The following is a 14,829-nucleotide window of genomic DNA, read 5'->3' on the forward strand; positions in this document are numbered from 1 at the left end:
GTTGCACTGCCGCCTTTGCGATTCGAACAGAATGCTGAGTGTTCTGGACCTGGGCGCCACCCCACCGTGCGAAAAGTTCCTCACCACAGAGGAACTCGACCTTCCCGAGCCGACGTACCCACTGCACCTCAGAGTGTGTGAAGACTGTTTGCTGTTGCAAATACCTGCGCTCATCACGCCGGAGGAGACCTTCACCGAGTACGCGTACTTCTCGTCGTTCTCCGACAGTTGGGTGCAGCACGCCAAGAACTTCGTCGAAGATGCCATCGAGCACCTTGCGCTCGACGCCGAGTCATTCGTGGTGGAAGTCGCTAGCAACGACGGCTACCTGTTGCAGCACGCCGTGGCCGCGGGGATCCCATGTCTTGGCATCGAGCCTTCGGTGAACGTTGGCGCGGCCGCGCGTGAACGCGGCGTGCCGACCGAAACTGCCTTCTTGGACGTAGATCTCGCACAGTCGGTGCGCGCCCAGCATGGGCCGGCGAACCTGATCGTCGCCAACAACGTGTATGCGCACATCCCCGATCTGATCGGATTCACGCGGTCGCTGCGGGCACTGCTCGCCGACGACGGTTGGCTGAGCATCGAAGTGCACCACGCGCTGAACCTCGTCAGTCTCGGACAGTTCGACACGATCTACCATGAGCATTTCCAGTACTACACCCTGCTCTCGGCGCAGCGCGCTCTCGCCACAGCAGGTTTGGTGGTTGTCGATGCCGAACTCATTCCGACGCATGGTGGTTCGATCAGGGTGTGGGCGCGCCCCGCCGAGGCCGGGGCGACACCAACTTGCCGGGTCCATGAGATCCTTCGCATCGAGGAGGAAGCCGGACTGCACCACGTCGACGGCTACCTACAACTCCGCCCCCGGACCGAGGCCATTCGCCATGACCTGTTGCGGTTTCTGCTCGATTGCCGCGCCGAGGGCAAGCGAGTGGTTGGCTACGGTGCCCCCGGCAAGGGAAATACGTTGCTCAACTACTGCGGCATCCGCAGCGATCTCATCGAGTACACGGTCGACCGAAACCCCTACAAACACGGCCGATTCACGCCAGGTACCCGCATACCGATTCACGATCCCGAGCTCATTGCAAAGGACCGACCAGACGTAGTCGTCGCACTGCCCTGGAATCTCGAAGCTGAGCTGACCAAGCAACTCGAGTACATCACCGGCTGGGGCGGCCAACTCGTCTTCCCTCTGCCGACACTGCACGCGGTGGCCATCGCGAATCCCAAAACCGTCGAGACGGAGAAATCATGAAGGTCGTGCTCTTCTGCGGCGGTTACGGCATGCGCATGCGCAACACCGACAACGACGTCATACCCAAGCCGATGCAGATGGTCGGCCCGCGCCCACTGATATGGCACGTAATGCGCTACTACGCGCACTTCGGTCACACCGAGTTCATCCTGTGCCTGGGATACGGTGCGGCCCATATCAAGAATTACTTCCTGAGCTACGACGAGACGACTTCCAACGACTTCGTGATGCGTGACGGCAGTGTCGAAATGCTCAATACGGATATAAGCGACTGGACGATCACGTTCGCCGACACTGGGCTGGAATCTCCGATCGGTGAGCGGCTGCGCCGGGTGCGCGACCACATTGGTAGCGACGAGTACTTCCTGGCCAACTACGCCGACGTGCTCACTGACGCGCCGCTGAACGCCATGATCGATAAGGTCCGCGCATCGGGTGCGGCCGCGTCGATGATGCTCGTTCCGCCGCAGCAGTCCTTTCACTGCGTCGACGTCAGCGAGGCCGGCCAGATCAAGGACATCATCCCGGTGTCGCAACTCCCCATTTGGGAGAATGGCGGCTACTTCGTGCTTTCCCAGGAAGTCTTCGACCACCTGCCCCCCGGCGGTGATCTAGTCGCGGACGCATGCGGGGCGCTCGCCGGACACGGTCGGCTCTACGGGTACAAGCACCACGGATTCTGGAAGCCCGCCGACACCTTCAAGGAGCGGGCCGAACTCGAGGCTGGATACCAGTTGGGTGAGCGTCCGTGGATGGTGTGGGACCAGGCTGGCGCCGGCAGTTCGCCGGCCCTGATCTCGGCCTCGCGGTGAGGCGGTTATTCACCGGCGTACAGGGCGAGATCGCGGTGCTCGGTGCGCATTGCGACGACATCGCGATCGGACTGGGCGGAACGCTCCTGACGCTGGCCTCGGCCGAGCCTGGGTTGCGCGTGCACGCCCTGGTGCTATCCGGCGGCGGCACGGAGCGGGAGACCGAGGAATCTGCCGCGCTGCGCGCATTCTGCCCCGGTGCGGATCTCGCGCTCACAGTGTGTGACATTCCCGACGGTTATGGTCCCGCGCGGTGGGAGCGCATCAAGGGCGTGCTGGGCGACTTTCGCCGATCCTGCGATCCCGCAATGGTTTTCGGTCCACAACGCGACGACGCCCACCAGGATCACCGGCTGCTCGGCGAACTCATACCGACCGAGTTCCGGGATCACCTGATCTTGGGGTACGAAATCCTCAAGTGGGAAGCGGATACGCCGCGGCCCAATGTATTCCACCCGCTGACGACCGAAGTGGCCGAGGACAAGGCGCGGCTCCTGTGCAAGAGCTACCCGTCTCAGGCCGCCCACGACTGGTTCGATGAGACCTCGTTTCTGGCCCTGTCCCGGTTGCGCGGCGTGCATTGCCGTAGCGCCCACGCCGAGGCATTCGTGCTCGAAAAAGCCACCTTGACGATTGGAGACCACTGAAATGCGTGTGCTGGTGACGGGCCATCAAGGCTACCTCGGGACGGTCATGGTTCCGGTGCTACAAAGCGCCGGACACGATGTCGCAGGCCTGGATTCGGGGCTTTTCGCGGACTGCGTGCTCGGGGAAGCGCCCACCGACCCGCCCGACGCACCGCTGGATCTGCGCGACGTGACCGCGCGGCACCTCGAGGGCTTCGATGCCGTCATTCATCTGGCCGCACTGTCCAACGATCCGCTCGGCGCCCTGGCGCCCGATGTCACGTTCGACATCAACTACCACGCATCGGTGCGCCTCGCGAGGCTCGCCAAGGAGGCCGGCGTTGCGCGCTTCCTGTACGCGTCGACGTGCTCGGTATATGGGGCGGCCGGCGCCGGCCTGGTCGATGAGGACGCCCCGCTGTGCCCACTGACGCCCTATGCGGAAAGCAAGGTCCGGGTCGAGTACGACGTCTCCGAACTGGCCGACTCCGGCTTCTCGCCGGTGTTCTTGCGCAACGCAACGGCTTTCGGCTTCTCGCCGCGACTGCGCGCCGATATCGTGCTCAACAATCTGGTCGGCCACGCGGTGCTCACCGGTGAGGTGCGGGTGCTCTCCGACGGCACACCATGGCGACCCCTGGTGCACGCCGAGGACATTGCCCGGGCCTTCGCGCTCTGCCTCTCGGTGCCGACCGCGGCCATCCACGGCATGTCCTACAACGTGGGCTCGGAGGCCAACAACCTGACGGTCGCCGACATCGCCCGTGCGGTAGCCGACGTGGTGCCGGACTCGCGGCTGGTCATCACGGGCGAAAGCGGGCCCGACCCCCGGTCGTACCGGGTGGATTTCTCCCGCGCCCGCAACCGGTTGGGTTATGAGGCGACCTGGTCGGTCGCCGAAGGTGCCGCCGAGTTGTACCGCGCCTACACTTCGGCCGGACTGCAGGCCGAGGACTTCGCGGGTCGGTTCACCCGGTTGGCACGCTTGAAAACACTTATGCAACAGGGCGTTCTGGACGCATCGATGTACCGGGTTAGGGCAAATGTCTGAGCAGGTCGCGCCAGCTGCCCGCCGCCGCGTCGCGCTCCGACACCATGGTGACCGGATTGGGCCACCGGATCGCAAGCTCCGGATCGTCGTGGGCCACCGCGAGGTCGGCAGCGGGATCGTGCGGCCGGTCGATGCGGTAGCAGACATCCGCCGTCGGGGTCAGGGCCTGGAAGCCGTGCAGGAATCCGGCAGGGATGTAGAGGTGGCGAAAGTCGTTGTCGTCCAGCAGAAACGACAGCTGCCTGCCGAAGGTCGGCGATTCTCTGCGGATGTCGACGATGACGTCGTGCACCGCGCCGTTCGCGCAGCGGACCAGTTTGGCCTCACCGGGCGCGGACCTGCCGTGCATGCCTCTGACGACGCCTTGGCGCGACCTGGACTGCGAATCCTGAACGAACCGGGCCGAAAAGCCGGGAACGCCCAGGTACGCGTCGAAGAGTTCACTGTCGAACGTCCTGGTGAACAGCCCGCGGTCATCGTGTGCAGGCTGCGGAGTCAGCAGTACGACACCTTCCAGTCCGGTCTGTTCAATCCGCACCGGGCCATGGTGTCATGACGGGTTGTCGTGCCTGCGGCCGCACCGAGCTGCGGCGGGTGCTCGACCTCGGCAGGGTGCCGGTGGCCGACCACTTCCCACTGCTGAGCCAGCCCGTCACTTCCGCCGAATCGGCGCATGCCCTCGCGATGGAGATGTGCGCGTTCTGTGGGCTGGCGCAGCTCGCCGACGACGACACGGTGGCTGACGAGCCGCGCGGCGTCGAGCCGCAGGCGTTGCGCGATCAGGCCGCTGACGCGGTGCGCCGCGTCGGCGAGGCTGGTTGGTTGCACGGCGCCACCGCACATGAGTTCCCCAGCCCGCATGGCGGATCGTGGTTGCCGTTGCTCGCCGAGCGCGGTTTCGTCACGGCCCAACCCGCGGATGTGGTGATCGACTGCTTCGGAATCATGCATGAGCCCGACCAGCGAACGGCTTTTCGGCAGCGCGCCGCCGCCGTGGCCGACGGGGGCGTGCTATTGATTCAGTACCATTCGCTGGCAGCCATCCTCGCTCAAGGGCAATGGAATGCGTTGCGACACGGGCATTTCGCGTATTACTCGACGACTTCGATGCTGCGGTTGCTCGATGCCGCGGGCCTGGGTGCGGTTGGCGCGTGGGAGTTCGACCTGTACGGCGGCACCGTTCTGCTGGCCGTTACGGCAGGCCGGCACTGGCCCGGGGCAACGCAATCCGAAGACATCCTCAGAATTCTCGATGGAGAGCTGGGGATCACCGCGGCAGACAACGTCGGACGGCTCCAGGAGGCGGCCGACCGGCACGCCGCCGCGTTGCGGGCGTGGTTGCTCGCCGAACGCGCTGCGGGTAGGCGGGTGTATGCCTACGGTGCGGCGTCGCGGGCGGTCGCGTTGTTCGGTCGCGCCGGGATCACCCGTGACTTGATCACTGCGGTCGCCGATGCCGCCGCGGCTAAACAGGGCCGCCGCATGCCGGGCACCGACGTGCCGATCGTCGCGCCTGACGAACTCGTGGCGGCTGACGCCGACCGGGTGCTCCTCTTGCTGACCGACCTGCTGCCGGAGGTGTCCCGGCGCTATCCGGCGCTGGCCGGGCGCTGGGTGCTAGCCGACGCGTTCGCCGACGCCGCCGGGAACGACGTCGCCGCGCAGATGACGTGCGCATCTGGCCGCGGATCCGATGGCCGGACCTTGAGGGAGAGCTCATGACGTCTTCACCCGCCGCGCGGTACCCGTCTGGAGGAGCGCTGCCAACTGTCGAGCCGGGCCGGGTATTCGAACGCTCCAACGCGCTGCAACAAAGACTGCACGAGGTGGTTCCCGGTGGGGCGCACACCTATGCGCGTGGGCCAGATCAGTACCCAGAATTCATGGCACCGGTACTCACCCGAGGCGCGGGTTGCCGGGTGTGGGACGCCGACGGCAATGAATATGTCGAGTACGGCATGGGGTTGCGCTCGGTGACGCTTGGACACGGGTTCGCGCCTGTCGTGGAGGCGGTCTCCGAAACGATCGCACGTGGCGTCAACTTCAGCCGACCGACCGAGCTCGAACTGGCTGCAGCCGAGGACTTCTTGGGCCTGGTGCCTGGCGCAGACATGGTCAAATTCGCCAAGAACGGTTCCGATGTCACGACGGCCGCAGTTCGGCTGGCGCGTGCCGTGACCGGCCGACGCAAGGTTGCCGCCTGCGAACAACCGTTCTTTTCGACCGACGATTGGTTCATTGGAACCAGCCCGATGGACGCGGGCATCCCGACCGACAGCGTGGCCACCACGGTCCGCTTCGCCTACAACGACCTGGACTCGCTGTCCGCCCTGCTGGCCGGGAGCGACATCGCCTGTGTGATCCTCGAGGCGGCCACCGCGACTGCGGAACCGCACCAGGGTTATCTCGAGGGCGTGCGCGAGTTATGCGACCGCCACGGCACCGTGCTGATCTTCGACGAGATGATCACCGGATTCCGATGGTCAGCACACGGTGCGCAGGGCCACTACGGAGTGCGTCCCGATCTGTCCTGCTGGGGCAAGGGCATGGCGAACGGCTTCCCGCTGTCCGCGTTGGCAGGCAAGCGTGAGTTCATGGAGCGCGGTGGTTTACGCACCAACGCGAAGCGAGTTTTCCTGCTTTCCACGACGTTTGGGGCGGAAACGGCGTCACTTGCGGCGTACCGCGCGGTGGCCAAGGTGTATCGCGAAGAGGATCCGATCGGACAGATGGAGCACGCTGGCCGGTTGCTGGCCGAAGGCGTCGGGGCCGCGGTGGCCGAGGCGGGCCTATCGGACTACGTGCAGGTGATCGGTCGGCCGTCGTGCCTCGTCTTCGTCACCCGTGATGCCGACGGCGACTCGTCGCAGTCCTATCGCACGCTGTTCATGCAGGAGTTGTTGCGCCGCGGCGTGCTTGGTCAATCGTTCGTGACGTCGGCGGCGCACACCGACGTCGATATCGCACACACCGTAGCCGCCGTGCACGGTGCGCTGCCCAGCTACCGGCGGGCCATCGATCAGCGCACGGTCGACGGGTTGCTACAGGGCCGCCCGGTGGCGCCGGCGATCCGTGCGTTCGCCGAACCTCGTCGGACGGATGCTCCGACGCCCGATACGACTACCTGCTGGAGAAGGAACCGATGATCCGAACTGCCATAGTCGGCCTGGGCAAAATGGGCTTGTCTCACCTCGCGACCCTCCGGGCGCACCCGGATGTCGAGGTTGTCGGCGGCTGCGATTCCGTCGCTTACTTCCGGGACGTTCTGACGAAGTACACCGGCCTGGTGTGTTACCAGGATTTCGATCGCATGCTGGCGGAGACAAAGCCGGATGCGCTCCTTGTCGCGACTCCGTCGAGGCTGCATGCGTCAATGGTTGAACAGGCGCTCACCCGTGGGATCCACGTCTTCTGCGAGAAGCCGTTCGTCCTCGACATCGGCGACGGTGAGCGATTGGTGGCGCTGGCCGAAGAGAGGGGGCTGGTCACTCAGGTCGGCTACCACTGCCGGTTCGTCGGCGCATACAAGGAAGCGGCGCGGATCGTCGAGTCCGGTGCGCTCGGTCGCGTACATCACGTGCGAGCTGAGGCGTACGGCCCGGTCGTGCTTCGTGAGAAGGGAAGCACCTGGCGTGGGATGAAGTCCGAAGGCGGTGGCGCCCTTTACGACTATGCCTGCCACGCTGTCGATTTGGTGAACTTCGTAGTGGGAGTGCCCGAGTCGGTCGACGGTGTGGTCCGCAATGGTGTGTTCTCCCGCGACGTCGACGACGAGATCTATTGCACGCTGCGTTACGCCAACGGCGCGGCCGGTCAGCTCAGCGTCAACTGGAGCGACGAGAGTTTGCGGAAGATGTCCACCAAGATTTCGGTGTGGGGCACGAACGGCCGGATCACCGCCGATCGCCAAGAGTGCCAGATCTATCTCAGGGAAACCCATCCCGGAGTTGACGCCGACAAGGGCTGGGCCATTCGCTACACCACCGACCTCACCGAGGAAGTCTGGTACAACTTGCGCGGCGAGGAGTACTCGGCTCAGCTCGACTACTTCGTCCGGAGCGTGGAGCAGAACCGAACCAACGGTGAGAACAACTTTCGTTCCGCGCTCGAGGCCGACCGCGTGGTCGAGATGATTGCCAACCCGACGGAGCGAACGCCTTCGACGCAACTGCCTGCATCAGCGGGTGCAGTTCCCAAGCGCGGGCCCCGGCGTCGCCGGATGCTCGCGCTGCTCAAGCCATCCGAAGGAGTGAGGACATAGTGACCATGGATCGGGTGCTGTTCGGGGACAACCAATTCTTTGGGGTCAACCACATGTCCGAGGAGAAGGCGCGGGCCCAGGCAATCCGCTTTCAACATCTCCCCGCGGTGCTCGAGACGCTCGATGACGCCTACCAGGAGGGTGTCCGAACGTTCATGTGTACGACGCATGATCGTGTCGCGGACATCTGTGCTCATTTCCGGGAGCACAAAGCCGAATATCCGGACTTCAAGTTCTATCCGTGCATGCCTTACGCCCACAAATATGCCAACGCAGTAACGGAATACGGGATGATGGACGCGCTTAGACGGTTCCTTCCTGACAACGGGCGAGTGATGTCCGTGTTCAAGGGCGGAAAAGCCGTCGCCAACAAGGACATCGAACCAATCATTCAGATGCTTGTCGACGCCGAGATGAAAATGTTCAACGGGCTGCCGACGCCGGTCATATTCGTCCAGAATGTCATTACTGACCTGTTGCTGGGGCTTGGCATGAACGAGGCCTTCAGCATATTCTCCGACCACGTGAAGCTGAAATACGATGCGGAGCCCGGCTTCATTACGATGAACGTTCCACTCCTGCTCGATGTGCTTGACGGGCAGGGCATAGAGAACCCGATAGTGTGCGCCAACATAAACAAGATCGGGTTCCGTATGTCTGGGGGGATCGAGCGCTACGAGGAGACCATCCGGGAGCGTCGATTCCGGCCTATCGCAATGTCGATTTTCGCCTCGGGTGCCATTCCGCCACGTGAGGCAGTCGACTACGTGTGCAGACAGCCGCAGATCGAGTCAGTGGTGTTCGGAGCTTCCAGTCGTGCTCACATTCGACAGACGATGTCGCTGATCCATGAGATGTCGGAGGCTCCGGCCCTGACGCTGACCAGCTAGGTCGCCGGCGGGGCCAGCCCGTTCCAGAATCCTTCGAGCCACTCTGTGAGCTCCGTTGGACTGCCGAGCGCAGTAACTTGAGCCGTCCGCCCCTGAACCGACCGAATGGTGGTCTCGAGTTCGCTCATATTCTGCACGGCAGCGGCATGTCCGATGCTGCGCATCTGCTCTGTGAACGGAAATTGGTGATCATCAATGTGTTCGTGGTCCTTGGCCCGTCGCGGCACCATTATGGGGAACTTTCCCTGCTGGATGCACGTCAACGTGGAGCCGGCACCGGCGTGGGTGATGACGGCGCTTGCCGCGCGGATCTTGGTGCAGAGGTCGCCGAATGAAAGGTAGCGTTCGAAATCGGCGTATTCGGGCTCATAGGTGCACGATCCCAGCTGAATGAAAAACGATTCGTCGAAGGTCTCTTTAGCGGCAAGTTCGTCGATGGCTCGAACCAGCCTGTCGAATGGGTGCACTTCCATGCCCGTGATGACCAGGATCATACGATTCTGCCGTGATATTCAACGCCGGGATATTGAGTTTCGAGTTCAGGCCACTGAACCAGCATCTTCGTGACGAATGGGCGAACCAGACGTGCGGTTAATGAGAGCTCGGTGATTCGTGTGATGGACTCGACGAATACGGTGGGTATCCTGAACAACTTCGCCCACCACAGGAACGGGGCCGCAACTCCGGAACCCGTCGTCAGAATCATGTCGGGGCGGTTGGTTACCAGCAGTCGCGACGCGAGCACGGCGTTTCGAACCAGGTTCGGTACGTTCCGGACAGTTGGGTGTGCCGCCCAGTGGACTTCTCGCTCGTCCTTGAGCAGGTACTGCGCATCCGGGGTGGGGAAACTGACCCAGTACCGTTCTTTGCCTTCCCAAAATGCGCGGAGACACAGCATTTCGTAGATGTGGCCGCCGGACGAGGCGATCAGAAGGATCTTCACTTCTCCTCAATCGAAGTCATTTGTCGACACGCGCTCGGAGCGTGCGTAGCTGCGCTGTGCAACGTTAGTCGACCGTGAAATCTGTTATCGGATAGCTGCCGTCGGGAGCACGGCCGGGCTGCGCGAGTTGCATTGGCGGGTAGTTCATCACGTGGCTGGCGTTCGGCTTGTGCTCGCGCCACACCACGCGGACCCGGACCGAATAGGTGCCTCGGGGCAACCCGTCCACCGTCAGGACTTCCGTCATCGACGTCGATGCGGGGAGGTCGCGCGGATCGTCGAACCGTTGGTCGGCGACCAAGCCGTGCAAGTCCTTACCGGGGAGTGTCTTGAGCACGGTGCCCGTTGCAGACACGATGTCGAACTCCGGCTGCCAGTTCTCGTATAGGGGTGCAGGCCCGAAATTCGTCCACCGCAGCGGAATACGAGCGGAAGCACCCAGCGGCACTGGCGCTGGTGAGCCGTCGCTCTCGACGGCATACCGGTACCCGCTGAACTCGTTCGCCCGTGCCCAGATCTTGAAGTCTTCGGGGGACATGGTCTGGCCGGACGTTTGGCCGGGGAAGCCCGTGCTCGCCGTCATCGACACATGATCGTTGACGACGTCGGTGAGGCCCTTGATGTAGTAATCGGTGGGGGTGACGTGCGGCGGCACTTGGGGCATCCATTCGGTGACAATCGGTGCGATTCGGTACCTGACCGCCACGGTGTGCACGATGGGGTCGCTGGTCTGTACGTAGCGTGAATACTTGTCCTCCGCCCAGGTGGGAATCGGTCGGTATACGCCGAGCCCGTCGGCGCGGATGCCGACGGGCTTTCGCCGGTAGCGCAGCAACGGGCTGTCGCGGAAGAGATGTCTGACGAGCTCCGGGTTGCCGAGTGTGGAGATGAGTTGCGTATTCGGAAACGCCGCCAGATTGGCGGTCACCAGGAGCGCAATCGACTGCTTCGTGATGGATTGGTCGCGGTATTGGCTGTAGTAGCCGAGCTCGGATTCGCTCTGCTCCGGGGCCGGTCCGGGGACGCCAAGGGTGTCCCGCAAGAACGTGACGTGGTTCTCGCTGAAGTCGCCGTATCCCGACACTTCGAAGAGTGCCACCCGTTCGTCGCGGTCATAGCGCCTACCGAGCGCCGCCAGCAGCTCGCTGAAGTACGAGAGGTACGCGGAATTGTTCCAGTCCGGAATCACGTAGGTGACTCCGTCATGGACGTATTGACGCGTCGCGTCGGTGACGGTCGACAGCCAATCCGGTACGGACACATCGACGTTGTTGGGGTAGGAGGTCTCGCAGCACGAGTTGAACGAGGTGATGCGGAAGCCGAACCTACGGCCGCTGCGTGCGGCCGTGTCGATCGCGTCGTCGAGCGCGGCGAAGTCGAATTTCTGCTCATCGGCGGCATTCGGCGGCAATGTGCGTGGATCGCGCGGTTGCAGGCTGCGCCATTCGATCCGGGCGCTGACGTCATTGGTGCCGGGCCACGAGGGGTACTTCTGGTGTGCCGAATCAGCCTGTGGGAAAAGCGGAGTCAGCAGATTCTCGTATTGCCCTCGCAGTGGGTTCACCAGGTCTGGCCCGGCGAACATGCCTGGATCGACGTCCGGGGCGGGCGGGCTCGCGGTCGAACAAGAGGCCAGCGCACATGCCAGGGCTACCGCGCTGATTTGGGCGCAGCGAGGCACTGCTCCGCTCCGTTTTCGATGCGCGTCGGCTCGCCGTGGCGGGCCAGGAACGCGGCCACCGCGATCAGCGCCAAGAGCAACCACGTCAGTGTGAGGACCTGGACGAATCCGTTGATGTCGAGAATCGAACCGGTGACGATCACGACCGCAATGGCACCGCTGAGGCCACCGCTGAGTTCCGCGAGGGCCGGCGACGCTGCTGCCGACGCGCGTACGGCCAGTATCAAGCCGACACCGAGCAGGAGCACGTAGCCGACGAGCGAGCAGAGTCCACCCTCGATCAGCAGAGAAAGGTACTGATTGTCCAGCACCGGCTGCTTGCCGGAGGCCGGGTACGTACCGACCCCCTCGCCGAACCACATGTGTTCGCGGTAGTGCGCGAAGATGTAATTCCATCCGGTGGAGCGGGACGCGATCGACGGGTCGTTGGAGAAGCCGGCGATCGAGCTGGCAAGCGCCGTCGCGACGTTCAGCTTCAGCAACCACCCGGTGACCACCGCCACGATCAGCCCGGCGAACGTGATGACCAACCGCTTGACGGGCCACCGCCAGGCCATGACGACGACTGCGGCGGCAAGGCCGACCAGGACGGACCTCGACACCGTCGCCAGTGCGCCGCAGGCCGCGATGCCGGTGCACAAGACCCACGGCCACGACCGTTCGCCCTTGGCGCGCACGCTGCCGATGACGCCGATTCCGATGGGCACCAGGATCGTCAATACGACCGCGAGTTCGAGCGGATGCCCGGCACTACCCTGAGGCCGCACGATGCCTTCTCGCATAAGGTCTTTCACCAGAATGAAATCGCTGGTCTTCATGCCTGGCAGACGGAACTGTGCGGCCAGATCTAGGCCCGTCGCGGACTGAAGGAGCGCGAATCCCGCACTGGCAGCGCCGCCTAGCAGTAGACCCTTGAGCACTGTCTGGAGTCCGTCGGCGGACGTGACGAGGGCGATTACCGCGAAGGCCATGGTGATCAGTCCGGCGTTGATGAAGATGTACTGATCGGCGTATACGTGCGCCAGCGGCGACAGCCCGCCCCGGGCCATCGCCGCGGCGTACGACAGTAATGCGCCGACGAGATAGATCACCAGCGCAAAGGACACCGCTCGATGCCGGATTCGCGAGCGTTGGCCATGCAGGCGGGTGAGGCACCACAGAAGTCCACAGCCGAAGAGCAGAACCTGCGCGAGGCTCAGTCCCAAAGTCAGCGGAACGGCCAGGTTCTGACGCATTCCGATGAGCAGAAACCCGGTGACCGCCAGATATATTGCGCCCCAATCCTTCTCGGGCACTTCGGCGCGCGTTCCTTCTTGCGCGCTGATTTCGGCCACTCCGACCGGCGAGCCATCCCCCATTGTGCTCACTGGGCGGTTGGGTGTAGTTCCGTCGCGGACGGAGGAAGCGGCGTGATCATTGTCGCCTCGTCGTCCGGCCACAGCCGCGACTCTTCGATCGGATGGCCGTTGGTGGCGCGAACGTGCTTGCTGCTGTTCGGCTTGGTACTCCGCAGGCGTCCCCGCACCACGTCGTAGAGGATGAGCGAGATCACACCGAGCAATAGGACGGCGAATGCGTACGCGGCCCCACTCCGAATGGGACTGGACGATACTGCGGCGCCAGGCTGGGGTGCCACCGATGCCACGATCACCGCATTGTTGTGGCTCGGAACCCAGGAGTCAGCCTGGAGTTTCTGCAGGGCGGTGCTGGCGAAATCTGTCAGTGCCTGCGTGGTGCGCTGTGCGGCCACCGCATTGGAAGCCTTCGCTTCGATCACCAGCTGCGATGTGAGCTGCGCGAACGTCGGAGAATCGCCGAAAGTGGTGTCCACGGTGAACTCGCCGGTGCCGCCCGCCGCGGTGGCAACGGCCCCGCCATCGGTGCGCATCTTCGTCGCGACGACTGCGGCCAACTGGGCCATGTTGGTAGTCAGATTGACCAGGGGGTTCATCATCGCGTCCGGATTGCCCGAACCCGGCGGGATGACCACGATGACCGCCGTTGATTGGTAGGTGTGCGGCGCGGACAACGTGCCTGCAACTCCCGCGGCGATGGCCAAGACCATGATCGCCGCGCAGGCGATCGGCCGGGACAGCAGCGACCGGACGAAGCTGGCGACGTTCATCGGAGAGCCCTTCTGACTGGCATATGTTCGATACTTTGCTGTGATGATGATAATGGAATGGTCGTGGCGACGTCAGTAGTGTGTGCTGGGTACTTGCTGCTAATAAGGCTACCCGATTGTCTCATTATGATTGCTGCGAGGTATTTGGGCGAACGTTGAGCGCCACCTCTTGGAGTACCTCGACGAGCGCTGCCGACGAAGCGGCCGCTGAATACCGTCGGACGTAGTGAGCGCGGGCAGCTGCGCCCCGCATAGTCGCCTGCTGCGGGTCGGCAAGTGCATCGAAGGCCCGGGCGAGCGCCTCCACGTCATCGACCGCGATCGGCGTCTCCCCGGGCGGTTGAAACTCCGGCAATGCACCTTCGCCGGAGACGATCGGAACGACGCCGAGTTGCATCGAGAGCACCTGAACGCCGCTCTGCGAGGCCCGGCGATAGTGCACGATCGAACCCTTCGCCCTGGCGAGCACGGGAAGCACGTCTGCGTATCGAAAGGGCGTGTGTCGCCACTGCACGTGGCGGGGCAGCGGCTGGCGCCACTCACTGGCTCGCTCGCCCAGCAACAACAGATCGTCGCCACGCCAGCCGTCTCCGCCGGTGTGGAGCTCCCAGGCCTGCAGGCATACGTCGATGTTCTTGTACTCGTTGAGTCGGCCGACCAGAACGAAGTTGCGCCGGTTTGCGGCCTCGACGACCGGAGGTACCGAGATGTCTTCGAGGTCGCTGGTGAGTGGCACCACCGCGCCGGCCCGCACACTCTGCGCGACGTACTCGCTGAACGCGACGGTGCGGGACGAGCGCGACGCCCACCAGCCGAACACCGAACGCTCCCATCGGGGCAGCGTTTCACCGTCGTCGTGCGGCCGGTCGTCGTGAATCAATTCGATCCTGGGCACCCCTGGCGCGAAGGCCATCCACCTTGGGTCCCGAACAATTTCGGAGACAACGACATTCGGGGCGAATTGGCGAACATGCGACGCGGCTCGAGCGGCCTCCGGCCAGGTGCGCGCCGTCTTCGGCCGCGGATCGACCACGAGTTCATAAGGGCGGGGCGCATCCGAGCTCGGATGCTGATCAGAGGTGACCAGCAAGACTTCGGCGCCCGCAGCACGCAAAGCCTCGACGTGGATCCGCGCCAGCGGGCGCATCCACGGCGAGAGCCACAACACCCGCAGATCCC

At 63.8% G+C, this 14,829-nt stretch carries 15 protein-coding genes; 8 read left to right on the forward strand and 7 right to left on the reverse strand.

Annotated features, from left to right (window positions below; translation table 11 throughout):
- Position 1 precedes the first annotated feature (1 nt).
- From SLQ30_RS09210 to SLQ30_RS09225, 4 genes are read left to right on the forward strand one after another with little or no spacing between them, the layout of a single operon-like run.
- Entirely contained in the window at positions 2 to 1,261 is a 1,260-nt protein-coding gene (locus SLQ30_RS09210) for a class I SAM-dependent methyltransferase (RefSeq protein WP_319446090.1), read from the forward strand.
- Complete coding sequence (locus SLQ30_RS09215) at positions 1,258 to 2,073, forward strand: glucose-1-phosphate cytidylyltransferase (protein WP_319445948.1); 816 nt, start codon at positions 1,258 to 1,260, stop codon at positions 2,071 to 2,073. The genes SLQ30_RS09210 and SLQ30_RS09215 overlap by 4 nt, the downstream gene beginning before the upstream one ends.
- A complete protein-coding gene (locus SLQ30_RS09220) occupies positions 2,070 to 2,720 on the forward strand; it encodes a PIG-L deacetylase family protein (RefSeq protein WP_319445949.1) in 651 nt (216 codons plus the stop codon). Before SLQ30_RS09215 ends, SLQ30_RS09220 begins: the two co-directional genes overlap by 4 nt.
- A 1-nt stretch (position 2,721) precedes the next feature.
- Complete coding sequence (locus tag SLQ30_RS09225; RefSeq protein ID WP_319445950.1) at positions 2,722 to 3,750, forward strand: SDR family oxidoreductase; 1,029 nt, start codon at positions 2,722 to 2,724, stop codon at positions 3,748 to 3,750.
- Here the strand turns inward: SLQ30_RS09225 and rfbC are convergent.
- Positions 3,734 to 4,288 (reverse strand): dTDP-4-dehydrorhamnose 3,5-epimerase, encoded by a 555-nt coding sequence (rfbC, locus tag SLQ30_RS09230; protein ID WP_319445951.1) that lies wholly within the window; start codon positions 4,286 to 4,288, stop codon positions 3,734 to 3,736. The genes SLQ30_RS09225 and rfbC overlap by 17 nt on opposite strands.
- A 14-nt stretch (positions 4,289 to 4,302) precedes the next feature.
- Here rfbC and SLQ30_RS09235 point away from each other — a divergent pair, with 14 nt between their 5' ends.
- From SLQ30_RS09235 to SLQ30_RS09250, 4 genes are read left to right on the forward strand one after another with little or no spacing between them, the layout of a single operon-like run.
- Complete coding sequence (locus SLQ30_RS09235) at positions 4,303 to 5,472, forward strand: methyltransferase domain-containing protein (protein WP_319445952.1); 1,170 nt, start codon at positions 4,303 to 4,305, stop codon at positions 5,470 to 5,472.
- A complete protein-coding gene (locus SLQ30_RS09240) occupies positions 5,469 to 6,896 on the forward strand; it encodes a glutamate-1-semialdehyde 2,1-aminomutase (protein ID WP_319445953.1) in 1,428 nt (475 codons plus the stop codon). The genes SLQ30_RS09235 and SLQ30_RS09240 overlap by 4 nt, the downstream gene beginning before the upstream one ends.
- Positions 6,893 to 8,011 carry a Gfo/Idh/MocA family oxidoreductase gene (locus tag SLQ30_RS09245; RefSeq protein WP_319445954.1) on the forward strand — a complete coding sequence of 373 codons (1,119 nt, stop codon included), beginning with the start codon at positions 6,893 to 6,895 and terminating at the stop codon, positions 8,009 to 8,011. Before SLQ30_RS09240 ends, SLQ30_RS09245 begins: the two co-directional genes overlap by 4 nt.
- Complete coding sequence (locus tag SLQ30_RS09250; RefSeq protein WP_319445955.1) at positions 8,011 to 8,901, forward strand: hypothetical protein; 891 nt, start codon at positions 8,011 to 8,013, stop codon at positions 8,899 to 8,901. The genes SLQ30_RS09245 and SLQ30_RS09250 overlap by 1 nt, the downstream gene beginning before the upstream one ends.
- Here the strand turns inward: SLQ30_RS09250 and SLQ30_RS09255 are convergent.
- The 6 genes from SLQ30_RS09255 to SLQ30_RS09280 all read right to left on the reverse strand — a co-directional run bounded on the left by SLQ30_RS09255 (position 8,898) and on the right by SLQ30_RS09280 (position 14,818).
- Positions 8,898 to 9,395 (reverse strand): glycosyltransferase, encoded by a 498-nt coding sequence (locus SLQ30_RS09255; RefSeq protein WP_319445956.1) that lies wholly within the window; start codon positions 9,393 to 9,395, stop codon positions 8,898 to 8,900. The two genes, SLQ30_RS09250 and SLQ30_RS09255, sit on opposite strands and share 4 nt — an antisense overlap.
- Positions 9,392 to 9,799 (reverse strand): UDP-N-acetylglucosamine--LPS N-acetylglucosamine transferase, encoded by a 408-nt coding sequence (locus tag SLQ30_RS09260; protein ID WP_319446091.1) that lies wholly within the window; start codon positions 9,797 to 9,799, stop codon positions 9,392 to 9,394. The genes SLQ30_RS09255 and SLQ30_RS09260 overlap by 4 nt, the downstream gene beginning before the upstream one ends.
- 109 nt (positions 9,800 to 9,908) lie before the next feature.
- Positions 9,909 to 11,525, reverse strand: coding sequence for a hypothetical protein (locus tag SLQ30_RS09265; protein WP_319445957.1), 1,617 nt, complete (start codon positions 11,523 to 11,525; stop codon positions 9,909 to 9,911).
- Positions 11,495 to 12,883 carry an O-antigen ligase family protein gene (locus tag SLQ30_RS09270; RefSeq protein ID WP_319446092.1) on the reverse strand — a complete coding sequence of 463 codons (1,389 nt, stop codon included), beginning with the start codon at positions 12,881 to 12,883 and terminating at the stop codon, positions 11,495 to 11,497. The genes SLQ30_RS09265 and SLQ30_RS09270 overlap by 31 nt, the downstream gene beginning before the upstream one ends.
- 5 nt (positions 12,884 to 12,888) lie before the next feature.
- Entirely contained in the window at positions 12,889 to 13,650 is a 762-nt protein-coding gene (locus SLQ30_RS09275; RefSeq protein WP_319445958.1) for a hypothetical protein, read from the reverse strand.
- A 124-nt stretch (positions 13,651 to 13,774) separates the two neighbouring features.
- The gene (locus tag SLQ30_RS09280; protein ID WP_319446093.1) at positions 13,775 to 14,818 is read right to left on the reverse strand and encodes a glycosyltransferase; all 1,044 of its coding nucleotides are present in this window, start codon (positions 14,816 to 14,818) and stop codon (positions 13,775 to 13,777) included.
- Positions 14,819 to 14,829 lie beyond the last annotated feature (11 nt).

Origin of the sequence: Mycobacterium sp. RTGN4 (assembly GCF_033804635.1) — a bacterium.
GTDB lineage: Bacteria > Actinomycetota > Actinomycetes > Mycobacteriales > Mycobacteriaceae > Mycobacterium.

Coding starts and splice junctions, on each gene's coding strand:
- SLQ30_RS09215 (WP_319445948.1), top strand. CDS start 1,258: ATGAAGGTCGTGCTCTTCTGCGGCGGTTACGGCATGCGCATGCGCAAC.
- SLQ30_RS09260 (WP_319446091.1), bottom strand. CDS start 9,799: ATGCTGTGTCTCCGCGCATTTTGGGAAGGCAAAGAACGGTACTGGGTC.
- SLQ30_RS09275 (WP_319445958.1), bottom strand. CDS start 13,650: ATGAACGTCGCCAGCTTCGTCCGGTCGCTGCTGTCCCGGCCGATCGCC.
- SLQ30_RS09255 (WP_319445956.1), bottom strand. CDS start 9,395: ATGATCCTGGTCATCACGGGCATGGAAGTGCACCCATTCGACAGGCTG.
- SLQ30_RS09270 (WP_319446092.1), bottom strand. CDS start 12,883: ATGGGGGATGGCTCGCCGGTCGGAGTGGCCGAAATCAGCGCGCAAGAA.
- SLQ30_RS09235 (WP_319445952.1), top strand. CDS start 4,303: ATGACGGGTTGTCGTGCCTGCGGCCGCACCGAGCTGCGGCGGGTGCTC.
- SLQ30_RS09225 (WP_319445950.1), top strand. CDS start 2,722: ATGCGTGTGCTGGTGACGGGCCATCAAGGCTACCTCGGGACGGTCATG.
- SLQ30_RS09245 (WP_319445954.1), top strand. CDS start 6,893: ATGATCCGAACTGCCATAGTCGGCCTGGGCAAAATGGGCTTGTCTCAC.
- SLQ30_RS09240 (WP_319445953.1), top strand. CDS start 5,469: ATGACGTCTTCACCCGCCGCGCGGTACCCGTCTGGAGGAGCGCTGCCA.